The 19,628-nt window shown below is 64.3% G+C and carries 18 protein-coding genes; 16 read left to right on the top strand and 2 right to left on the bottom strand.

The window, feature by feature from the left end:
- Positions 1–82: 82 nt before the first annotated feature.
- The 9 genes from K6301_RS18285 to K6301_RS18325 all read left to right on the top strand — a co-directional run bounded on the left by K6301_RS18285 (position 83) and on the right by K6301_RS18325 (position 10,229).
- Complete coding sequence (locus tag K6301_RS18285; protein ID WP_247221965.1) at positions 83–1,099, top strand: ABC transporter substrate-binding protein; 1,017 nt, start codon at positions 83–85, stop codon at positions 1,097–1,099.
- Entirely contained in the window at positions 1,096–2,136 is a 1,041-nt protein-coding gene (locus tag K6301_RS18290) for a FecCD family ABC transporter permease (RefSeq protein WP_247221966.1), read from the top strand. Before K6301_RS18285 ends, K6301_RS18290 begins: the two co-directional genes overlap by 4 nt.
- Complete coding sequence (locus tag K6301_RS18295; protein WP_247221967.1) at positions 2,133–2,897, top strand: ABC transporter ATP-binding protein; 765 nt, start codon at positions 2,133–2,135, stop codon at positions 2,895–2,897. The genes K6301_RS18290 and K6301_RS18295 overlap by 4 nt, the downstream gene beginning before the upstream one ends.
- Positions 2,898–2,900: 3 nt before the next feature.
- Positions 2,901–3,674, top strand: a complete 774-nt coding sequence (locus tag K6301_RS18300) for a class I SAM-dependent methyltransferase (protein WP_247221968.1) — start codon at positions 2,901–2,903, stop codon at positions 3,672–3,674.
- Between the two features lie 89 nt (positions 3,675–3,763).
- Positions 3,764–6,172, top strand: a complete 2,409-nt coding sequence (locus K6301_RS18305) for a glucan 1,4-alpha-glucosidase (protein ID WP_247222421.1) — start codon at positions 3,764–3,766, stop codon at positions 6,170–6,172.
- 44 nt (positions 6,173–6,216) lie between these two features.
- Positions 6,217–7,224: a phosphogluconate dehydrogenase (NAD(+)-dependent, decarboxylating) gene (gene gnd / locus K6301_RS18310; RefSeq protein ID WP_247221970.1), complete on the top strand. Its 1,008-nt coding sequence runs from the start codon at positions 6,217–6,219 to the stop codon at positions 7,222–7,224.
- A 22-nt stretch (positions 7,225–7,246) separates the two neighbouring features.
- Positions 7,247–8,662: a glucose-6-phosphate dehydrogenase gene (gene zwf, locus K6301_RS18315; RefSeq protein ID WP_247221972.1), complete on the top strand. Its 1,416-nt coding sequence runs from the start codon at positions 7,247–7,249 to the stop codon at positions 8,660–8,662.
- Complete coding sequence (locus K6301_RS18320) at positions 8,643–9,344, top strand: ROK family protein (protein WP_247221973.1); 702 nt, start codon at positions 8,643–8,645, stop codon at positions 9,342–9,344. The genes zwf and K6301_RS18320 overlap by 20 nt, the downstream gene beginning before the upstream one ends.
- A 123-nt stretch (positions 9,345–9,467) precedes the next feature.
- Positions 9,468–10,229: a DeoR/GlpR family DNA-binding transcription regulator gene (locus K6301_RS18325; protein WP_247222422.1), complete on the top strand. Its 762-nt coding sequence runs from the start codon at positions 9,468–9,470 to the stop codon at positions 10,227–10,229.
- Positions 10,230–10,239: 10 nt separating this feature from the next.
- Here K6301_RS18325 and K6301_RS18330 read toward each other — a convergent pair whose 3' ends face one another.
- The gene (locus K6301_RS18330; RefSeq protein ID WP_247221974.1) at positions 10,240–11,109 is read right to left on the bottom strand and encodes a LysR family transcriptional regulator; all 870 of its coding nucleotides are present in this window, start codon (positions 11,107–11,109) and stop codon (positions 10,240–10,242) included.
- Between the two features lie 93 nt (positions 11,110–11,202).
- On the opposite strand from K6301_RS18330, the gene K6301_RS18335 reads away from it, so the two are divergent.
- A complete protein-coding gene (locus K6301_RS18335) occupies positions 11,203–12,192 on the top strand; it encodes a bile acid:sodium symporter family protein (RefSeq protein WP_247221975.1) in 990 nt (329 codons plus the stop codon).
- A 27-nt stretch (positions 12,193–12,219) separates the two neighbouring features.
- On the opposite strand, the gene K6301_RS18340 is transcribed toward K6301_RS18335, so the two are convergent.
- Complete coding sequence (locus K6301_RS18340; RefSeq protein WP_247221976.1) at positions 12,220–13,176, bottom strand: LysR family transcriptional regulator; 957 nt, start codon at positions 13,174–13,176, stop codon at positions 12,220–12,222.
- A gap of 130 nt (positions 13,177–13,306) precedes the next feature.
- Between K6301_RS18340 and K6301_RS18345 the strand changes: the two genes are divergently transcribed.
- The 6 genes from K6301_RS18345 to K6301_RS18370 all read left to right on the top strand — a co-directional run bounded on the left by K6301_RS18345 (position 13,307) and on the right by K6301_RS18370 (position 19,627).
- Positions 13,307–14,707, top strand: coding sequence for an amidase (locus K6301_RS18345; protein ID WP_247221977.1), 1,401 nt, complete (start codon positions 13,307–13,309; stop codon positions 14,705–14,707).
- Between the two features lie 51 nt (positions 14,708–14,758).
- The gene (locus tag K6301_RS18350; protein WP_134648730.1) at positions 14,759–16,057 is read left to right on the top strand and encodes an ABC transporter substrate-binding protein; all 1,299 of its coding nucleotides are present in this window, start codon (positions 14,759–14,761) and stop codon (positions 16,055–16,057) included.
- 74 nt (positions 16,058–16,131) lie between these two features.
- Positions 16,132–16,932, top strand: coding sequence for an ABC transporter ATP-binding protein (locus tag K6301_RS18355; protein WP_247221978.1), 801 nt, complete (start codon positions 16,132–16,134; stop codon positions 16,930–16,932).
- The gene (locus K6301_RS18360) at positions 16,929–17,654 is read left to right on the top strand and encodes an ABC transporter ATP-binding protein (protein WP_247221979.1); all 726 of its coding nucleotides are present in this window, start codon (positions 16,929–16,931) and stop codon (positions 17,652–17,654) included. The genes K6301_RS18355 and K6301_RS18360 overlap by 4 nt, the downstream gene beginning before the upstream one ends.
- 5 nt (positions 17,655–17,659) lie before the next feature.
- Positions 17,660–18,547 (top strand): branched-chain amino acid ABC transporter permease, encoded by an 888-nt coding sequence (locus K6301_RS18365; RefSeq protein WP_247221981.1) that lies wholly within the window; start codon positions 17,660–17,662, stop codon positions 18,545–18,547.
- Between the two features lie 9 nt (positions 18,548–18,556).
- Positions 18,557–19,627, top strand: coding sequence for a branched-chain amino acid ABC transporter permease (locus K6301_RS18370; protein WP_247221982.1), 1,071 nt, complete (start codon positions 18,557–18,559; stop codon positions 19,625–19,627).
- Position 19,628 lies beyond the last annotated feature (1 nt).

Here is a 19,628-nt window from a genome sequence, read left to right on the forward strand (position 1 = left end):
GATTGGGCTTTCCGCGCGAGCTGACACTCACGTCGCCCGCTGCGCTTCGCAGCGCTCGCCTTCTCCCGGAATCGAGGTTTCCATGCGCCAGATCATCGCCACCATTTCGTTCGCCGTCGGCCTGACCGCCCTAGCCGGTACCGGCTTCGCCGCCACCCAATATCCGCTCACCATCAACAATTGCGGCCAGCAGGTCACCTTTACAAAAGCGCCCGAAAAGATCGTCTCGATCGGCCAGGGCATGACCGAGGTCCTGTTCTCGCTCGGCCTTGCCGACAAGATCGCCGGCACCGCCGTCTGGGTCGGCCCGGTTCTGCCCGCCTATGCCGAGGCCAACGGCAAGATCAAGCGGCTTGCCGACAACGACCCTAGCTTCGAATCCGTCGTCGGCGAGGAACCGGACCTGGTAGCCGCCGAATTCGAATGGCATGTCGGCGTGCAGGGCGCGGTCGGCAAGCGCGAACAATTCGCCGATCTCGGCATCAACACTTACGTCGCACCGGCCGATTGCGTCGCCAAGATCAACACCGACGGCGGCGACGGCGTTCGCAAGGAGCTGTTCACGATGGACCTGATCTATCAGGAAATCGCCGAACTCTCCGAAATCTTCGACATCAAGGAGCGCGGCGACGCCCTGATCGCCGACCTGAAGAAGCGCGAGACCGACGCCGTCGCCTCCATCGAGGGCGCCGCCAGCAAGAACCTTCCCGTCGTGTTCTGGTTCTCCAGCAAGGAGGTGAGCGGCGACGCCTTCATCGCCGGCAAGAACAGCGCACCGGCCTATATCCTCAAGACGATCGGCGCGAAGAACGTCGTCACCACCGAAGAAGAATGGCCGCTGGTGGGCTGGGAAACCATCTCACAGGCAAATCCCGCCGTCATCGTGCTGGCAACGATGGATCGCCGCCGCTATGCAGCCGACGACCCGCAGACCAAGATCGACTTCCTTGAGAACGACCCTGTCACCAAGGAACTCGATGCGGTGAAGAACAAGCGCTTCGTCATGATGGATGCCCAGTCGATGAACCCGACGATCCGTACGATCGACGGTATCGAGACGCTGGCTGCCGGCATCAAGTCCTTCGGCCTGTCGCAGTGAGGGCTGCCGCATCCAGACACCATCGCTGGTGGGCGCTCGTAGCGCTCACCGTTGTCGCCGTCATCCTGCTCGCGATCATGATCAGCCTCGCCGTCGCGATCGGCGAGATCGCCATTCCCCTGTCCACGACGGTCAGGGCGGTGTCGAACCGGATCTTCGGCACGTCCTTCGAACTCAACCGCATTCACCAGGGTATCGTCTGGGATTACCGGCTCAGCCGCGCGCTCGTTGCCGCAAGCGCCGGCGCGTCGCTTGCCCTGTGCGGCGTCGTGCTCCAGGCAATGCTGCGCAATCCGCTTGCCGAACCCTATGTGCTCGGCATCTCGGCGGGCGCCTCGACGGGCGCTGTTTGCGTCATGATCCTCGGCCTCGGCTACGGCGCGCTGACGCTGTCGGGCGGCGCCTTCATCGGCGCGATCGTCGCCTTCCTGCTCGTTGGTGTCCTTGCGGCCGGTGCCGGCCGGTCGAGCGAGCGCATCATTCTGTGCGGTGTCGCCGGCTCGCAGCTCTTCAATGCACTCACCTCCTATATCGTCACCACATCCGCCAATGCCGAACAGGCGCGCGGCGTGCTGTTCTGGCTGCTCGGCTCGATGAGCGGCGTGCGCTGGACCGACGTCTATCTCTCCGTGCCGGTCGCCATTACCGGATATCTCGCCTGCCTGTTCCACGCCCGCGCGCTGGACGCCTTCGCCTTCGGCACGGATGCCGCCGCCGCACTCGGCATCGCCGTGCGGCGCGTCCAGGTCGTGCTGTTCGGCATCACGGCGCTGATGACCGCCGCTGTCGTCAGCATGGTCGGCTCCATCGGGTTCGTCGGGCTCGTCATCCCGCATGCCGCGCGCTTCATCGTCGGCCCTTCGCACCACCGTCTCCTGCCGGCGACGGCGCTGGGCGGGGCGATCTTTATGGTTTTCGCCGACATCGTCTCGCGCATCATCATTCCGCAGCAGATCCTGCCCATCGGCGTTGTCACCGCGCTGTTCGGCGCGCCGGCCTTCGCCATCATCCTGTTTCGTGCCCGGAGAAGCGTGTGAGTATCGCCGTCGAGAACGTGACCTATGCCGCCGGTAAGACCATCATCGTCGACGGCATCACGCTGGCGGTCGAGCAGGGCAAGGTGCTCGGCCTTCTGGGGCCAAACGGTTCGGGAAAATCCAGCCTGCTCAGGCTGATCTGCCGCCTGCGCAAGGTCGACAGCGGCATCATACGCCTTGCCGAGCAGGATATCGCCGCTATCCCGCGGGCAAACCTCGCACGTCGCGTCGCCTTCGTGGAACAGCAGGCGACGACCGATACCCAGCTGACGGTGCGCGATGTCGTCCAGCTCGGGCGAACACCGCATCGCGGCCTGCTGTCCCCCTGGGGCGTGGATGACGACCTCGCCGTCGAGGACGCGCTAGCACGGGTGGACATGACCCATAGGGCGGACCAGTTCTGGCATACACTTTCAGGCGGCGAGCGTCAGCGGGTGCACATCGCGCGGGCACTGGCGCAGACGCCGAGCGAACTTCTGCTCGACGAGCCGACCAACCACCTCGACATCCAGCACCAGCTGGAAATCTTGTCGCTCGTCACCCGGCTCGGCGTCACGTCGATCATCGCCCTGCACGATCTCAATCTCGCGGCGATGTTCTGCGACAGTCTCGCCGTCCTTCAGAACGGCAAGGTCGTGGCCGCCGGCGCCCCGCAGGAGGTGCTGACCGAGGACCTTTTCGCGCGGGTGTTCGGCGTGCGTGCGCATATCGAGCGCTCCGCCGTGCACGGCCGCTACAATATCCAGTACGCGATGGGCTGACGGATGGACGGCCGGAACTTCGATCTCAAGGAAGAAATACGGGACTATTGGTCGAGACGATCCGGGACGTTCGATCTCGCCTTCGGTCACAGGATTCCCGCAGGTCCCGAGGCCGACGCCTGGCAACGGCCGATCCGGGACCAGCTGGGGCCCGCCCCGAAACGCGTTCTCGAACTTGCCTGCGGCACCGGCGAGGTGACGCGCCTGATCCATGACCTCGGCCACGACGTCACCGCCCTCGACTTCTCCGAGGCCATGCTTGCGGTCGCGCGCGCCAAGCATGCGGGCAAGACCAGGCTTCGCTTCCTGCTGGCGGATGCCGAAAACACCCTTGAAGCCGATCAGTCCTATGACGCCATCATCTGCCGGCACCTCGTCTGGACGCTGACGCGGCCGGATGAAACCTTCCGCGAATGGTTCCGCCTCCTGCGTCCAGGCGGTCGGCTGCTCGTCTTCGACGGCGACTGGGCAACGCCGAAACCCGCCGGGCGCCTGGCCAGCCTGCTCATCTCGCTCATCGACCGCATCGTCGGCCCCGATACCAATTACGACGGCGCCATGAGCGAGCGCCACGCCGCGATCATGAACGCCCTGCCCTTCGGCGCCGGACTGCGGCCCGCCATGATCGAGCCCTTGCTGGCATCCGCCGGCTTCCGCGACGTCGCTCTGCATTCGCACGAACCGATCGCGCGGGCGCAGCGTCGGAACGCCAATCTGCGCAACCGGCTTCGAACCCTCGTGTATCGCCGCTTCATTCTGACCTGCCGCCGCCCCTGAAAGTACCGAGAAGCACCCTCTGGCGAAGCGGCCGTAATACCCTACATTAGGGGTAGCATCGACCGCCTCGCGTGGAGCAGAACTTGGACATAGCCGCCAGCCAGAATCCCGCCCCCGGCGCGCCGGGAATTGATGCCCGGTGGACATCCAGCGCAAAGAGTGGAGTGGGAACAGCACTGACCGCGGCCTCGCGCACCTGGTTCACCACCAGCCACGGCATTCTGAACGAGGTCTACCATCCGCGCCTCGATCACGCCTGCACACGCGATCTCGGCCTGGTGGTGACGCGCGACGACGGTTACTTCTCGGAAGAAAAACGCCACGCGGCACACGAGGTCGCCTGGTTTGCGGACGGTGTTCCCGCCTTCCACCTCACCAACACCGCGCTCGACGGCGCCTACAGGATCGAGAAGCGCATTCTCACCGATCCCCTGCGGCCGACGGTCCTGCAAAACATCCGATTCACCCCGCTTTCCGGTGCTGCCTCGGACTATCACGTCTACGCCCTGCTCGCGCCCCACCTGGTCAATGCGGGGATGGGCAATTCCGCATGGATCGGCGAATACAAGGGCGTGACGATGCTCTTTGCCAGCGGGCGGGGGCAGTTCCTGGCGCTCGCCTCCTCCCTACCCTGGCGCGAGGCGTCAGCGGGCTATGTCGGCGTGTCGGACGGCTGGCGCGCCCTGTCGGCCTCCGGCAGGCTCGACGCCCGATATACAAGCGCGCCGGATGGCAATGTCGCGCTGACGGGCGAAATCGGCTTTACGCCGACGCAGGACTTCGCCCTTCTTGCACTCTCCTTCGGACCGAGTGCGGATGAAGCAGGCTACAACGCGCTTGCCAGCCTCAATGCGGGTTTCGACAGCGCAGCACGCGCCTATGTCGCCGGATGGCACGACTGGCAGAAGGACCTTCTGCCGCTCGACCAGCCCGGTCACAAGGGCCCCAACCTCTACCGCACCAGCACCGCCGTGCTGGGCACGCACCGCTCGTCGAGCTTTCCCGGGCCTGCCATCGCCAGTCTCTCCGTCCCCTGGGGCTTCAACAAGGGCGACGACGACCTCGGCGGCTACCATCTCGTCTGGCCGCGCGATCTTGTCGAAACGGCCGGCGGCTTTCTTGCCGTCGGCCTCGTCGATGATGCGCTGGAAATCCTCGCCTATCTCCGCACCATTCAGGAGGCCGACGGCCACTGGCCGCAGAATGTCTGGCTCGATGGCACGGCCTACTGGAACGGCATCCAGATGGACGAATGCGGCTTTCCGCTGCTGCTGGCCGATGCGCTGCATCGCGCGGGCGCGCTTTCAGGCGAAATGCTCCTCGCCTACCTGCCCATGGTGGAGCGCGCGACAGCCTATCTCGTGAAAAACGGCCCCGTCACCGGCGAGGACCGCTGGGAGGAGGACAGCGGATACTCCCCCTTCACGCTGGCCGTCGAAATCGCCGCCCTTCTTGCCGCCGCCGATGTCCTCGACGCGTGCGACAGGCGGGAGGCTGCGCGCTTTGCCCGCGAGACCGCGGACTGCTGGAACGACCAGGTCGAGAAATGGACCTATGCCAGCGGCACGGATACATGCGCGGCGCTCGGCGTGTCCGGCTACTACGTGCGCATCGCGCCGAGCGATCTTTCCGGTGCGGCCTCCCCCCGGGACGGTTTCGTTCCCATCAAAAACCGCCCGCCCGACGACGCCGACCGACGGCCCGACCTCATCGTCAGCCCGGATGCGCTGGCGCTGGTGCGCTTCGGCCTGCGCGCGCCCGACGACCCCCGCATCGTCGATACGGTCAAGGTGATCGATGCATCGCTGCGCGCCGACCTGCCGCAGGGGCCGGTCTGGTATCGCTACACCGATGACGGCTATGGCGAACACCCCAATGGCGGCCCTTTCGACGGAACCGGCCAGGGACGACCCTGGCCCCTGCTGACCGGCGAGCGCGCGCATTACGAACTCGCCGCAGGCCGCCCGCAGGTCGCCTTCGATCTTCTCGGCACCTTTGCCGCCTCCGCGGGGCCGGGGGGATTGCTGCCCGAACAGGTGTGGGACGGCGCCGATATGCCGGAGCGGGAACTTCTGCACGGCCGCCCGTCAGGCAGCGCCATGCCGCTGGTCTGGGCGCATGCGGAATATGTCAAGCTGCTGCGCTCGCTGCGCGACGGCCATGTCTTCGACATGCCACCGCAGGGCCCGGCGCGCTATATCAAGAACCGGACAACCGCACCGTTCCGCTCATGGCGCTTCAACAACAGGATCCGCACACTCGCTGAAGGCAAGATGCTGCGGCTCGAGCTTCTGGCTGCCGCGACCGTTCGCTGGAGCGCCGACGCCTGGATGACTGTCGAGGAAAGCACCACGCGCGAAAATGCCTTCGGCGTCCATGTCGTTGACATTCCCGTGTCGCATCTGAGCGTCGGCCAAGGTGTCGAATTCACGTTTTTCTGGCGTGACGCGCAGCGCTGGGAAGGCCGCAATTTCGGCGTGATCGTCGCGCCGGAATAGCGGTTCGACCATGCCGAACCATTCTTTCAACGAAGGACTTAGCAATGCAGATCGGTATGATGGGTTTGGGGCGCATGGGCGCCAATATGGTGCGACGCCTCATGAAGGACGGCCATGACTGCGTGGTCTATGATATCAATCCCGACGCCGTGGCGGCGCTCGTTGCCGAAGGCGCGACCGGCGCGATGTCCCTCGAGGATCTCGTCGCGCGGCTCGCCAAACCCGCCTGCCTCTGGCTGATGCTGCCCGCCGCCATCACCGGCAAGGTGGCCAAAGAGGTTGCCGCAGAGATGCAGCCGGGTGACATCATCATCGACGGCGGCAATTCGCATTATCAGGATGCCGTGGACCTGGCCGCAGAGCTTTCCGGCCGCGGCATCAGCTTCGTCGACGTCGGCACGAGCGGCGGCGTCTGGGGGCTGGAGCGCGGCTATTGCCTGATGATCGGCGGCCCCGAGGCGGCGGTGCGCCACCTCGACCCCATCTTCGCCACGCTCGCGCCCGGCGCGGACAAGGGCGCGGCGCCGTCCACCGAACATGGCACCGCCCCTTTCGGCTACCTCCATTGCGGCCCGAGCGGTGCGGGGCACTTCGTCAAGATGGTGCACAACGGTATCGAGTACGGCATGATGGCCGCCTATGCCGAGGGCCTGAACATCCTCAAGGCAGCCAATGCCGGCAACAGACCGCGCACCACCGATGCGGAGACGAGTCCGCTGAAGAACCCGGAATACTACCGCTTCGACATCGATCTGGCTGCGGTAACGGAAGTGTGGCGGCACGGCAGCGTCATCGGCTCCTGGCTGCTCGACCTGACGGCAGGCGTTCTCAAGAACGACCAGACGCTTGCAGGCTATGGCGGGCGCGTCTCGGATTCTGGCGAGGGACGATGGACGTTGAAGGCGGCGATCGACACCGGCGTGCCCGCCCCCGTTCTTTCCTCGGCCCTCTTCGACCGCTTCACTTCGCAGGGTGAATCAGCCTTCGCCGACAAGCTGCTGTCGGCCATGCGCTTCGCCTTCGGCGGCCATGTCGAGAAGAAGGCGGAGTGATATCCGTTCCAGGGAGGCTTTGATGACGACCAACCGCTCGGATGCCCTTGTGCTGTTCGGCGCAACGGGAGACCTCGCGCACAAGAAGATCTTTCCCGCGCTTTACCGCATGGTGGCGCGCGGGACGCTTGCCGAGCCGATCATCGGCATCGCCTATGACGACTGGCCGCGCGAAAAGCTGGTCGAACGCGCCCGGGACGGTATCATCAAGGCCCTTGGCGCCGTCGATGAGGTCGTCTTTGCCCGATTGGCCGGCCTCATGAACTATGCCAGCGGCGACTACCGCGAGCCCGGCACCTTCGAAACGCTGAAGACTGCGCTTGGCGGCGCCCGCAGGCCCCTGTTTTACCTCGCCGTGCCGCCCAGCATGTTCGAACCGGTGGTACAGGGCCTGCAGCATTCGAACCTCGCAAAGGGCGGGCGGCTGATGGTGGAAAAGCCGTTCGGGCGCGATCTCCAGTCCGCCCGGCAGCTCAACGCCATCCTGCATACGGCCTTCGCGGAGAAATCGATCTTCCGCATCGACCACTATCTCGGCAAGGAAGCGATCCAGAACCTGCTCTATTTCCGCTTCGCCAACTCCTTCCTGGAGCCGATCTGGAACCGCGATCACGTCGAAAGCGTCGAGATCACCATGGCGGAAGATTTCGGCGTGGAAGGCCGGGGCAAGTTCTACGACGAGGTCGGATGCCTGCGGGACGTGATCCAGAACCACCTGCTCAACGTCCTGCTGCTGCTGGCGATGGAACCGCCGGCCGGCCGCACGGTCGATGACCTGATCGACGAAAAGGTGCAGGTGTTGAAGGCCGTGCGCACGCTCAGGCCCTCCGATGTGGTTCGTGGACAGTTCAAGGGATATCTCGACGAACCCGGCGTGCGGCCGGGCTCGACCGTCGAGACCTTCGCGGCGGTGCGCTTCCACGTCGATACCTGGCGCTGGAAGGACGTGCCGTTCCACATCCGCGCCGGCAAGAACCTCCCGGTCCATATGACGGAGGTCGTGGTGCGGCTGAAGCGGCCGCCCATCGATGTCTTCGACACGATCCGTCGCGAAGACGCCAACTATCTGCGGTTCCGCATCTCGCCGCAGGTCGCGGTCGCACTGGGTGCACGACGCAAGGCGGCCGGCGACGCCATGGTCGGCGAGCCTGTCGAACTTCTGGCGGTCGATGACGATACGGGCGACATGACACCCTATGAGCGCCTGATCGGCGATGCCATGAACGGCAATGCCCAGCTGTTCACGCGCCAGGATGCAAGCGAGATCGCCTGGCGCATCGTCGAGCGCGTTCTCGAAAACCCGTCGCCACTCCATGGTTACGATCCCGGTACGTGGGGTCCGCCGGAGGCCTCGAACGGTTTCGGTCCGCCCGGCGGCTGGTACGCTGCGCTTGCCCCTGACAGTGAGGAGGGCCGCCATGACGACGCGAGAGGATGACGCCGCACCGGCCGATCCGGTCGTTCTATCGATCGATGTCGGCGGCTCGCATGTAAAGATCATGACGAGCACGCATGTCGAGGAACGACGGGTGGAATCCGGTCCTGCGATGTCTGCGGCACAGATGGTCGACGCGGTCCGCGACCTTGCCAGGGGCTGGTCCTATGACGTCATCTCCATCGGCTATCCCGGTCCCGTCAGGGAAAACAAACCGTCGCGGGATCCCGCCCATCTCGCGAGCGGATGGGTCGGCTACGATTTTGCGGATCATTTCGGCAAGCCCGTCAAGGTCGTCAACGACGCCCTCATGCAGGCGATCGGCAGCTATGAGGGCGGGCGCATGCTCTTCCTCGGTCTCGGCACCGGGCTGGGTACCGCCATGATCCTCGACAATGTCTGCCATCCCGTGGAGGTGGGCCACCTTCCCTTCCGGAAGGGCGGGAGCTTCGAGGATTATGTCGGAGAGCCCGCCCTGGAGAAACGCGGAAAGAAGAAATGGCGCAAGGCCGTCGCCGCGGTGACGGAATGCCTGAATGCCGCCCTGCTGCCGGATTACATCGTCATCGGCGGCGGCAATGTCGCACATCTCTCCGACCTGCCTGGCAACAGCGTGCGCGGCGATAATACGCGTGCCTTCGCAGGTGGCTTCAGAATATGGAAGGATCCCCAGCTTCGCCTGTAAGGCGATGGCGCCACTGCTTGGGGGTGTGGCTTTTTCTGTTTTTATGACCGTTCATGCGGCTTTTCTTGTCAGCGTGCACCGAACGGATTATGGAAGCAGGAAAGCACCGCGGACATGACTGCCATGAACTCTTCCAAGCGCCACAGCGACATTCTTCGCCTTCTCCAGCAGGACGGCACGGTGACGATTGCCGAACTCGCCAGCAAGCTTGGCGTTTCGCTCGAAACCGTGCGCCGGGACATCAAGCCGCTGACGTCGAACGGCAGTGTCGTGAAGATGCATGGCGCCGTGGCATTGCCTTCCACCGTCGGCGAGGCGCCCTTCGAAAAGCGCATGCGTGAGAACAGCGAGGCGAAGAAAGCGATAGCAGCCGCCGTCGCCCTGACCATTCGCGATGGCGATTCCGTCATGTTGGATACGGGCACGACCACGAGCTATCTCGCCCGCGAGCTGCTCGGACACCGGCGGCTCACCGTGATCACGAACTCCTCGGATATCGCCCGCACGCTCTCGACGGTCAATGACAACCGAGTTTACATGGCCGGCGGCGAGCTGCGCAGCGACAATGGCGCGGCTTTCGGCGTTTCGGCGATCGATTTCGTCAGCAACTTTACCGTCAGCCACGCCGTCATCACCACGGGCGCGATCGATGCCTCGATCGGGATCATGGATTACGATCTGGAGGAGGCGGAGTTCGCGCGAACGGTGATTTCCCGCGGCAAGCGTGCGATCGTCGTTACCGACCACAGCAAATTCGGGCGGCAAGGGCTTGTCCGGGTCTGCGCGTTCAACGCGCTGACCGACCTCTTCACCGACAAGGCGCCACCGCGCGATATCGCCTCGGCGCTCAAGACCGCCGGCGTTAGCCTGACCCTGGCCGGTTAGGCGACAGGCTTCAGGCGGCGTTCCCAACCGAAACGAAGCCCTTTCCAAACCGTTCCCGCACCCGCCGCGAGAAGGCGGAAACGGTGGCACGGTTGGCGGACGCCGATGTCACGAGCACGAATTCGACATCCTCCAGAACCGGAAGATGCGGCTGTGCGATCTCGCGCAGACCAGCGGGCGCAAGGCTGCGGGGTTGCACGAGCACGCCCATGCCGGCACGGGCGGCGGCCGTCAAACCGCTCAGGCTGGGGCACGAGCAGACAATGCGCCATGCCGTACCGCTTCGCTCAAGCGCCTCCATCAGCAGCACGCGCGTCAGGCTCGGCGGCGGAAAAACGATCAGCGGCAGAACGGGTTTCGCCAGCACGGCCTCGGGATCGCTCGCCAGCCAGACCAGAGGCTCGCGCAGCACACTGTCGCCCCGCTTGTCGCCGATGCGGCGCTTGGCCATGACGAGATCGAGCTCGCCGCGATCCTGCATCTCGCCAAGCGTCCTGGAAAGCGCGACCGAAAGCTGGAGGTCGACGGAGGGATAGTCCGCGATGAAATCCTCAAGAAGGCCTGGCAACTGCGCGCTCACGAGGTCCTCGGAAACGCCGAGCCGGAACGTGCCGCGCGGCGTCTCCGTCTCGAATTGCGCAATGGCCTGGCGCTCGAGGGCCAGAAGCTGCCGGGCATGCGGCAACAGCGCTTCGCCATCCGGCGTCAGCCGCACCGAGTGCGTGTCGCGGTGGATGAGCCGTCGCCGCAGATCGCGCTCCAGACGCTGCACATGCTGGCTGACCGTCGACTGGCCGAGTTGAAGGCGTTCTGCGGCAAGCGTGAAGCTTCTGGCCTGGGCCACCGTCAGGAAACTGCGCAGCTGCACGAGATCAAGCATATCACGATCCTCGATAACTGTTATTCCTTGCATCTTGATTCAGGATATCCAAGATCGCGCGATAGTCGAGACCCGATCGATCTGGATGCTCCCGTGAAGAACCTTCTGCCTGATACGTTCACCCTGCTGCTTCTCGCAGCCGTTGGCCTGGCCTCTGTCCTGCCGATCTCCGGCGAACCGGCCGATTGGTTCGGCATCGCGACGATGCTTGCGATCGCGGGGCTGTTCTTCCTGCACGGCGCGCGTCTCTCCACCGATGTGGTGATCGCAGGCTTCCTGCACTGGCGGCTGCAGCTGTTCATCCTGGTCACCACCTTCGTGATCTTCCCGCTGCTGGGCCTCGGGCTTGGCCTACTTTCGCCCTGGCTCATTCCGCAGCCGCTCTATCTCGGCCTGCTGTTCCTCTGCGTTCTGCCTTCGACGGTGCAGTCGTCGATTGCATTCACCTCGATTGCGGGCGGAAACGTGCCGGCGGCGATCTGCGCCGCCTCGACCTCGAACATTCTCGGCATCTTCCTCACCCCGGTCCTGGTCGCCATGCTGTTCTCCGCCGGCGGCCATGTCGGTGTTTCCTTTGATATGGTGTGGAAGATCATGCTGCAGCTCTTCCTGCCCTTCGTGGCCGGCCAACTGCTGCAGCCGTTCATCGGCAACTGGGTGCGTGCCCGCAAGGCGCTGCTCACCCCTTTCGATCGCGGCTCCATCCTGATGGTGGTTTATCTCGCCTTTTCCGAAGCCGTGGCGCAGGGCGTCTGGCATCAGCTGGACGGAAAGGACCTGGCGCTACTCGTTCTGATCGACGTCCTCCTGCTGGCGACGGTGCTGCTGATCACCAGCCTGGGCGGCAAGCTTTTCGGCTTCAACCGCGAGGACCGGATTACCGCGCTGTTCTGCGGCTCCAAGAAGAGCCTGGCAAGCGGCGTGCCTATGGCGGGCGTCATCTTCGCCGGCCAGTCCGTCGGCGCGATCGTGCTGCCCCTGATGCTGTTCCACCAGATCCAGCTCATGGTCTGTGCCTGGCTGGCGCGGATCTACGCCCAGAGGAAGGCCGAGGCCGTACCGGAACCCGCCCCTGCATCGTGACGGCCGCACCGGCAGCCTTGGTTTCGGCTAGTTGAAAATCAGGGACGGGTGCCGCTCCTCGACGCAGACGGAAAACCCAGACGGCCCCACCTCGCGGAAGAACCGGCGTATGATTTCGATGAACAGCCGCACGAACAGCGGCTTGGCATTGCCATAGAGGTCCAGGACGATAACGGACGGCGGCGGAAGCTCGTCGAGGATCGGCCGCCGCACGATACCCTGCCCGTCAGATGTCGCCCGGCCGATGGGCCGCATGTTGAGGATCGACATGCCGAATCCGGATGCCACCGCGGAACGGACCGTCTCGTAGGAGCGCGTGTGAAAGCGCACGTCCGGTCGTTTCGCGAGGATATCGAACAAAGTCAGCAGGTAAGTGGCCGTCTGCGGCATGTCCAGAAGCACGAACGGGCGCGTCGCGATCTCCGACAACCAGACGGCGTCCCGGGCCGCCAGCGGGTCATCGACATGCAGGAGCGCATGCGCCGGTACCTTGCAGATCTTTGTCATCGTGCCGGTCGTGATCGAGCCGATATCGTAGAGAACGGCCAGATCGATCAGCCCTTCGCCGAGCCAGGTTTGCAGCTGCACCTGGTCGCCTTCCAGAAGGTCGATTTCGACATCTGCCACGTTGTGGATGTACATGCGCAGCATTTCCGGCATGAACAGCGCCCCGAACGGCTCGAAGCAACCGATGCGCAGCACCTTCGGCACGCGGTCGGCGAGGTCGCCGATCGCCCTGTCGAACTCCGTGGCAGCGGACAGCATGATGCGCGCGGCACTGATGAAGCGCTCGCCTGCGGGCGTCACCTGCACTCCGCGCGCCGGGCGCCGCTCGAAGATGCGCGCACCCATTTCCCCTTCGGCGAGCGTGATGGCCGCAAGAATGGATGATTGCGAGATATGCAGTGATTTCGATGCGGCCTGTACGCTGCCGAGGTTCGCCACTTCGCAGACATAGCGAAGCTGCCGGATTGTCAGGTTCATCGCACCGAACTCTCCACAAAATGTATGAAGTTATGCGAGAGAATACATTTTGTGCGTTGGAAGGAAAGGTCCATTCTGCCTGCAACAAACCACCTGCCGCAAAGATGCAGGGAACCAGGGGAACGACCGAATGCCTTTACAGAACCCGCTCGAAGGCGCGGCGGAGCTGTGCCGTCTGGACGCCGCCGCGCTGACGACTGCTTATCGCAACCGCACGCTTTCGCCGGTCGAGGTCGCCAAGGCCGCGATGGCGCGCGCCGAGGCGGTCAATCCGGAGCTCAACGCCTTCACCTTTATCGACCATGGGGGTGCGCTTGCGGCGGCCGGCGCTTCGGAGAAGCGCTGGGCGGAGGGTGCGCCTCTTTCGCAGGTCGATGGCATCCCGACCACGCTCAAGGACATCGTATGGGTTAACGGGTGGAGCGTACGCTACGGCAGTGCCACCACGCCTGCACGTCCTTACAGCGAGGACGCGCCATCCGTGGAACGGTTGCGCAAGGCGGGCGCGGTCTTCATTGCACAAACCACGACCCCGGAATTCGGCTGGAAAGCCGTCACCGACAGCGCGCTTTTCGGCGTGACCCGCAATCCATGGAACACGCAGAAAACCCCCGGTGGTTCATCCGGCGGCGCGGCCGTGGCCGCAGCGGTCGGCGCGGGCGTGTTCCATCTGGGAACCGATGGCGGTGGGTCGATCCGTGTTCCCGCATCCTTCACCGGGATCGTCGGTCACAAGCCGACATTCGGCCGGGTTCCGGCCCATCCGGCGAGCGCCTTCGGCACCGTTGCCCATATCGGGCCGATGACACGAAGCGCGAGCGATGCCGCAGCCATGCTGCAGGCGATGTCCGGCCGGGACATCCGGGATTGGGCGCAGGGTGCCGGCGTACTGGCAAGCCTCGACCGCCCCGCAGAAATCGATCTTGCTGGCAAACGCGTCGGATACTGGTCGACGCCGGCAAGCGGCACCGTCGATCCCGACATCGCCGCGGTCGTAGACGCCGCCGTCGCACGCCTGTCTTCCGCAGGCGCACACGTTGAACCGATCACGCTGCCGGCAGAAGGCCTTCTCGATCTCTTCCACCATCACTGGTTCACCGGGGCCGCCGCGCGTCTCTCCGCGATCCCCGAGGCCGAACGCGCGTCGATCGATCCGGGCTTTCTGGAAATCGCCCGCGCCGGTGCTGCCTACAGTTCGACTGCGCTCGTGCTCGCACAGGTCCGGCGTGGCGACTACGGCGCGGCGATGGATCGGCTGCTCGCCGAATACGATTTCGTCGTGTCGCCCGGCACGGCGCTGCCGGCCTTCGATGCAGGACTTGAGATACCTGCGGGAAGCGCCTTTGCACGATGGACGGAATGGGCGGGCTTCAGCTTCCCCATCAACCTCAGCCAGCAGCCTGCCTGCGTCATACCCTGCGGGTTCACGCCGGACGGCCTGCCGGTCGGTTTCCAAATCATCGGAGCGCGCGGCGCAGATGCCAGCGTTCTTTCCGCCGCTGCCGGCCTGGAGGTGATCTTCTCCAGATAAGCATCGATACGCGCATGACGAACACAACCAAATATAAAAGGGGTAACCGTTATGATGAATAGACGTGCAATGCTTCAGGGCGCCTTGGGAGCCGGCGCCGCCGGTGGAATGCTTCTCGCCGACATGAACAGGTCCGCCAAGGCGCAGGATACCTCGCCGATCGCGGTGGGCTCGGCGTTGCCGATGTCCGGCATCGCGGCGGCCGATGGCATCGAGTTCAAGAATGGCCTCGACCTCGCCGCCGAGGAGATCAATGCCGCCGGCGGCATTCTGGGGCGGCCTGTCGAGATCCACATTGAGGACACCAAGGAAATGGGGGCGGACCTCGTGTCCCAGTCCATGCAGCGGCTGATCGACCGCTTCAACACCCCGGTGCTCATCAATGGCTATAATCTCGGCACCAACATGATCGAGATGGACGTCGCGGCCGACAACGACGTCATCATGATGCACTACAACACGCTCATCTCGCACAATGAGAAGTTCAAGACCGATCCCGAACGGTATTATGGTTCGTTCCAGGGCGATCCGCCGGAATTCTGGTACGGGCCTGGCTGCCTGAACTTCCTGAAGTCGCTTTCGGACGCCGGCACGTGGAAAGCGCCGAACAAGAAGATCGCCATCATTCCCTCGGCAAACGAGTATTCGATCGTCATCGCCAACGCGATCCGCGATCAGGCCAAGGATTACGGTTTCGAGGTGAGCCTGTTCGAGACCGTGCCGTTCCCGACGAACCAGTGGGGCCCGACACTGGCAAAGCTGCGTCAGGACCCGCCGGCTGCCATTATCGTCACGCACTTCCTGCCTCAGGACCTTGCCCAGTTCATGGTGCAGTTCCTCACGCAGCCAACCAACAGCCTCGTCTACATGCAGTACGGCCCCTCCCTTCCCGCTTTCCGCGAGATCGGCGGCGAGACGATCAACGGCGTCATCTATTCGACGGTCGTCGGCTGCCTGCCGGATGACTTCTCGAAACCGTTCCGCGAGTCCTATCGCGCGAAATTCGGCCCCAACTCCGCCTACATCACGGGGTCGCAGACCTATGACGGGCTGTGGATGTGGGCGATAGCCGCTGCCATCGCCGGGGGGCCGGGCGAGCCCTTCAACAAGGAGCAGGTGAGCAAGGTCGCCGCCGTCATGCGACGCAACGTCTATCGCGGCGTCAACGGAACCTACCGGGCCGATCCCGCCGGCCAGTCCGCCTATTGCTACCCGACACAGACCGCCGATCCTTCGCTGGGCATGCCGCACCAGTTCCTGCAGCATCAGGACTACAAGACCGATCCGAAGCTCATCGCACCGGCGCTCTACGCCACCGACACGTTCCTCCTGCCGCCCTGGATCAAATAGGTCCCGGCAGCGCAGCCCTGAACGGGGTATCGGCCGCCGGAGCGGCCGGTACCGATGGCAAAAGGAGCGGAATGATGGAAAGCAGCGGGACAATCTTGCTGGAATGCGAAAACGTCGTGAAGCGCTACGGCTCGCTTGCGGCGGTCGATGGCATGTCGCTCACCGTGAACCGCGGCGAGATCGTCGGCATCGGCGGCCCGAACGGTGCGGGCAAGACGACCTTCTTCGATGTGGTGACGGGCGTGACCCCCGCCACCGAGGGCCGGATGGTTTTCGACGGCCACGACATTTCAAAGCTTGGCGCCGACAGCATTTGCCAGCATGGCATCGCGCGCACATTCCAGCTCAACGCCGCCTTTGAAAGCCTGACGGTGCGCGAAAACATCGACGTCGCCGCCTATTTCGGCAGGAGCCGAAGGGCGATCCCGGGCCTGAAGCTCGGCCAGGATGTGCGCCAACAGACGCAAGAGGCATTGGCTTTCGTCGGTCTTGCCGACAAGGCGGATGCCACGGTGGGGCAGCTTCCCGTGCTCGACCGCAAGCTGCTGATGATTGCCGGCGCGATCGCGACACGGCCCAAACTGCTTTTCCTAGACGAGCCCGTCGGCGGGCTCAATTCCAGCGAGATCGATCACATCATCGGTCTGGTCGAACGGCTGAAAGCGAACGGTATGACCGTCGTTCTGATCGAACATGTCATGCGTTTCCTGCTGGCGCTCTCCAGCCGCGTCATCATCATGCATCACGGCAAGAAAATCTTCGAAGGCCCGCCGCAGGCGGTGGCGGAAGACCCCGTGGTCGTGGACTCTTATCTTGGAGAAGGCACCCGCAAGCGGCTCGCGACATATTTTGCCGAAGGCGAGGTACAGCCGTGAGCGCATCCACCCAACCGCCTGTCCTCAGTCTTTCCAACGTGGTTTCGGGCTACAAGGGACTGCAAGTCCTCAAGGGCATATCCTTCGACATTGCCGCCGGCGACTTCGTGACCGTCGTCGGCCCCAACGGCCATGGCAAGTCGACCCTGCTTAAGACCATTTCCGGCCTCGTGCCGCTGACGTCGGGCGCGATCCGCATCAACGGCGAACCGGCCCCGGGAAAGCCGCATGCCGTCGCCGGGCTGGGTGTTGCCCACGTTCCGCAGGGCGACATGCTGTTTCCGGAAATGAACGTGCTGGAAAACCTGCTGATGGGCGCTTACCTCGCGCCCTCGAAAGCCGAGATCGACCGGCGGCTGGACGAAGTCTACACGCTCCTTCCCAAGCTTTCGGATCGCCGCGACCAGGTGGCCTCGTCTCTTTCGGGAGGCGAGCGACGGATGGTCGGCATCGGTCGCGGGCTCATGATGGGCGGGCAGATCCTGCTGATCGACGAGCCGTCGCTGGGGCTCGCACCGCTGATCATCGAGCAGATCTACGGCGTCATAACGGAGCTCTCCAGAAGCGGCAGGACCATATTGCTCGTCGAGGAAAATCCGGCTCGTGTCGCCGACCTCGCCGACCATCTTCATCTGCTGGATGACGGCATCATCGTGTGGTCGGGCCCGCCGGCGGAACTCCTTGCCCGCGATGAACTCCTCGCAACCTATCTCGGAGGCTGACGATCATGCTCGACATCCTGACCGCCATCCTCATCGCCGGCCTGACGACAGGCGCGCTCTACGCACTCGCGACCGTCGGCCTCTCCCTGGTCTGGGGTTCCATGGGCATGCTCAACATGGCGCATGCCGCCATGTTGACGCTCGGCGGCTACTCGGCCTTTACGCTCTGCACCGTGCTCGGCCTTCCCGTCATCGTCGGCTTTGCCGGCGCGATTCTGGTCGGCGCCGTCGCGGGCGGACTGCTCTACGTGCTGATCGTGCGCAACCTGCTCAAAACCGACAAGGCGACATTCGAATCCAACGTGATGATCGCGACCGTCGGCATCGGCATCGCGCTCGAAAACGCCATTCTGCTGACCTATGGCGGCCAGCCTTTGAAGCAGCCGATCTCCGCAACCGGATCGTTCATCCTCGGACCGGTCAGCCTGCCCTATCAGAACATGCTCATCGTGCTGGTGGTCATCGCGCTCATGGCCGTCATCGCACTGCTTCTCGGCAGGACACGCATGGGTCGCGCGATCCGCGCGACGGCGCAGAACCGCGAGGCGGCCCAGCTGATGGGCGTGGCGGTCAACTCGGTCTATTTTCAGGTTCTCGTCCTGTCGGGCGCCATCGCCGGCATCTGCGGCGTCATGGTCAGTTCCATGACCCAGCTTTCGCCGCCGCTCGGCAACGACCCCATGCTGAAGGCCTTCATCATGTGCGTGGTCGCAGGCCTCGGCAACCTTCCGGGCGCGGTGGCGGCCGCTTTCGGCCTCGCCCTGCTGGAAGCCTTCGTCCAGTACGTCGCGGGCGCGCGCTGGGGTTTCCCAACCCTGCTCTTCGTGGTCATCGCTGTCCTGATATGGCGGCCCGCCGGCCTTTTCGGCCGTGTCCAAATCCGTCGCATGTGAGGTGGCGCCATGAACAAGACTTCAAGCTCCAAGGGCATGTCCGGCAACGCCCGGATCGACCTCTTCGTCAGCCTGCTGCTGATCGCAGCCGCGATCGCGCTCCCCTTCATGATCGACAGCCGCTACGTGCTCGGGCAGATCGTGCTGGCACTGTTCTACGCCACCATCGCCTCGCAGTGGAACCTGCTGTTCGGCTTTGCCGGCGTCTTCTCCCTTGCCCAGATGGCGATGTTCGCCTTCGGCGGCTATGCGACCGCGATGATCTGCTTCTACTTCGGCTGGAATGTCTGGGCGGCCTTGCTCCCGGGCGCCCTTTCCGCCGTCGTCTTCTCGCTGGTCGTCGGCCTCGCCTGCCTCCGCCTCACCGGCGTTTACGTGGCGCTGCTCACGCTTGCCATTGCGCAGACCATGTATCTGCTGATCGTGACGGACACCGAATGCTTCATCATGGTCGGCTCGATCTGCCGGCAGTTTACCGGCGGCGCGGTGGGCTTCGCCCGCTTCGGCGATCTTGGCACGCGCGCCCTCCTCAAGGGCCAATGGCTCGTCGGCAACTATGCCATCATCGCAACGCTCTTCGCCGTCACGATGGTCGTCACCTACATCATCGTCAAAAGCCCGATCGGCCTTGCGTTTCGCGCCCTCAAGGACAATCCCGGCTATGCGGTGGCCCGCGGCGTCAACCAGTTCCAGGCGCAGCTTCTGGTGTTCGGCATCTCGGCCTTCTTCACTGGCCTTGCCGGCGGTTTCTACGCCGCGCATTTCCAGGCCATCGGCCCGGGCATCCTGTCGATGTCGCAGCTGATGTTCATCATCGCCATCACGGTGGTCGGCGGCGTCGGAACCTTCTGGGGGCCGCTCGTGGGCACCATCGTGCTGGTGGCGGCTGACGAACTGATGCGTGAAGCCGGCGAGTTTCGCACGCTCGGGCTTGGCCTCATCATCGCGCTGTCGATCCTGCTTATGCCGAAGGGCCTCGTCGGGCGGCTCGGCGATCTCTTGTCCTGGCTGCGCCACCGCAACCGCGCCGCCGCATCTGCCATCACGTTTCAGGAAAAGCCGGCAACCACCGGGAAGTGAG

Source organism: Shinella oryzae (genome assembly GCF_023038235.1).
Classification (GTDB): Bacteria; Pseudomonadota; Alphaproteobacteria; order Rhizobiales; family Rhizobiaceae; genus Shinella; species Shinella sumterensis.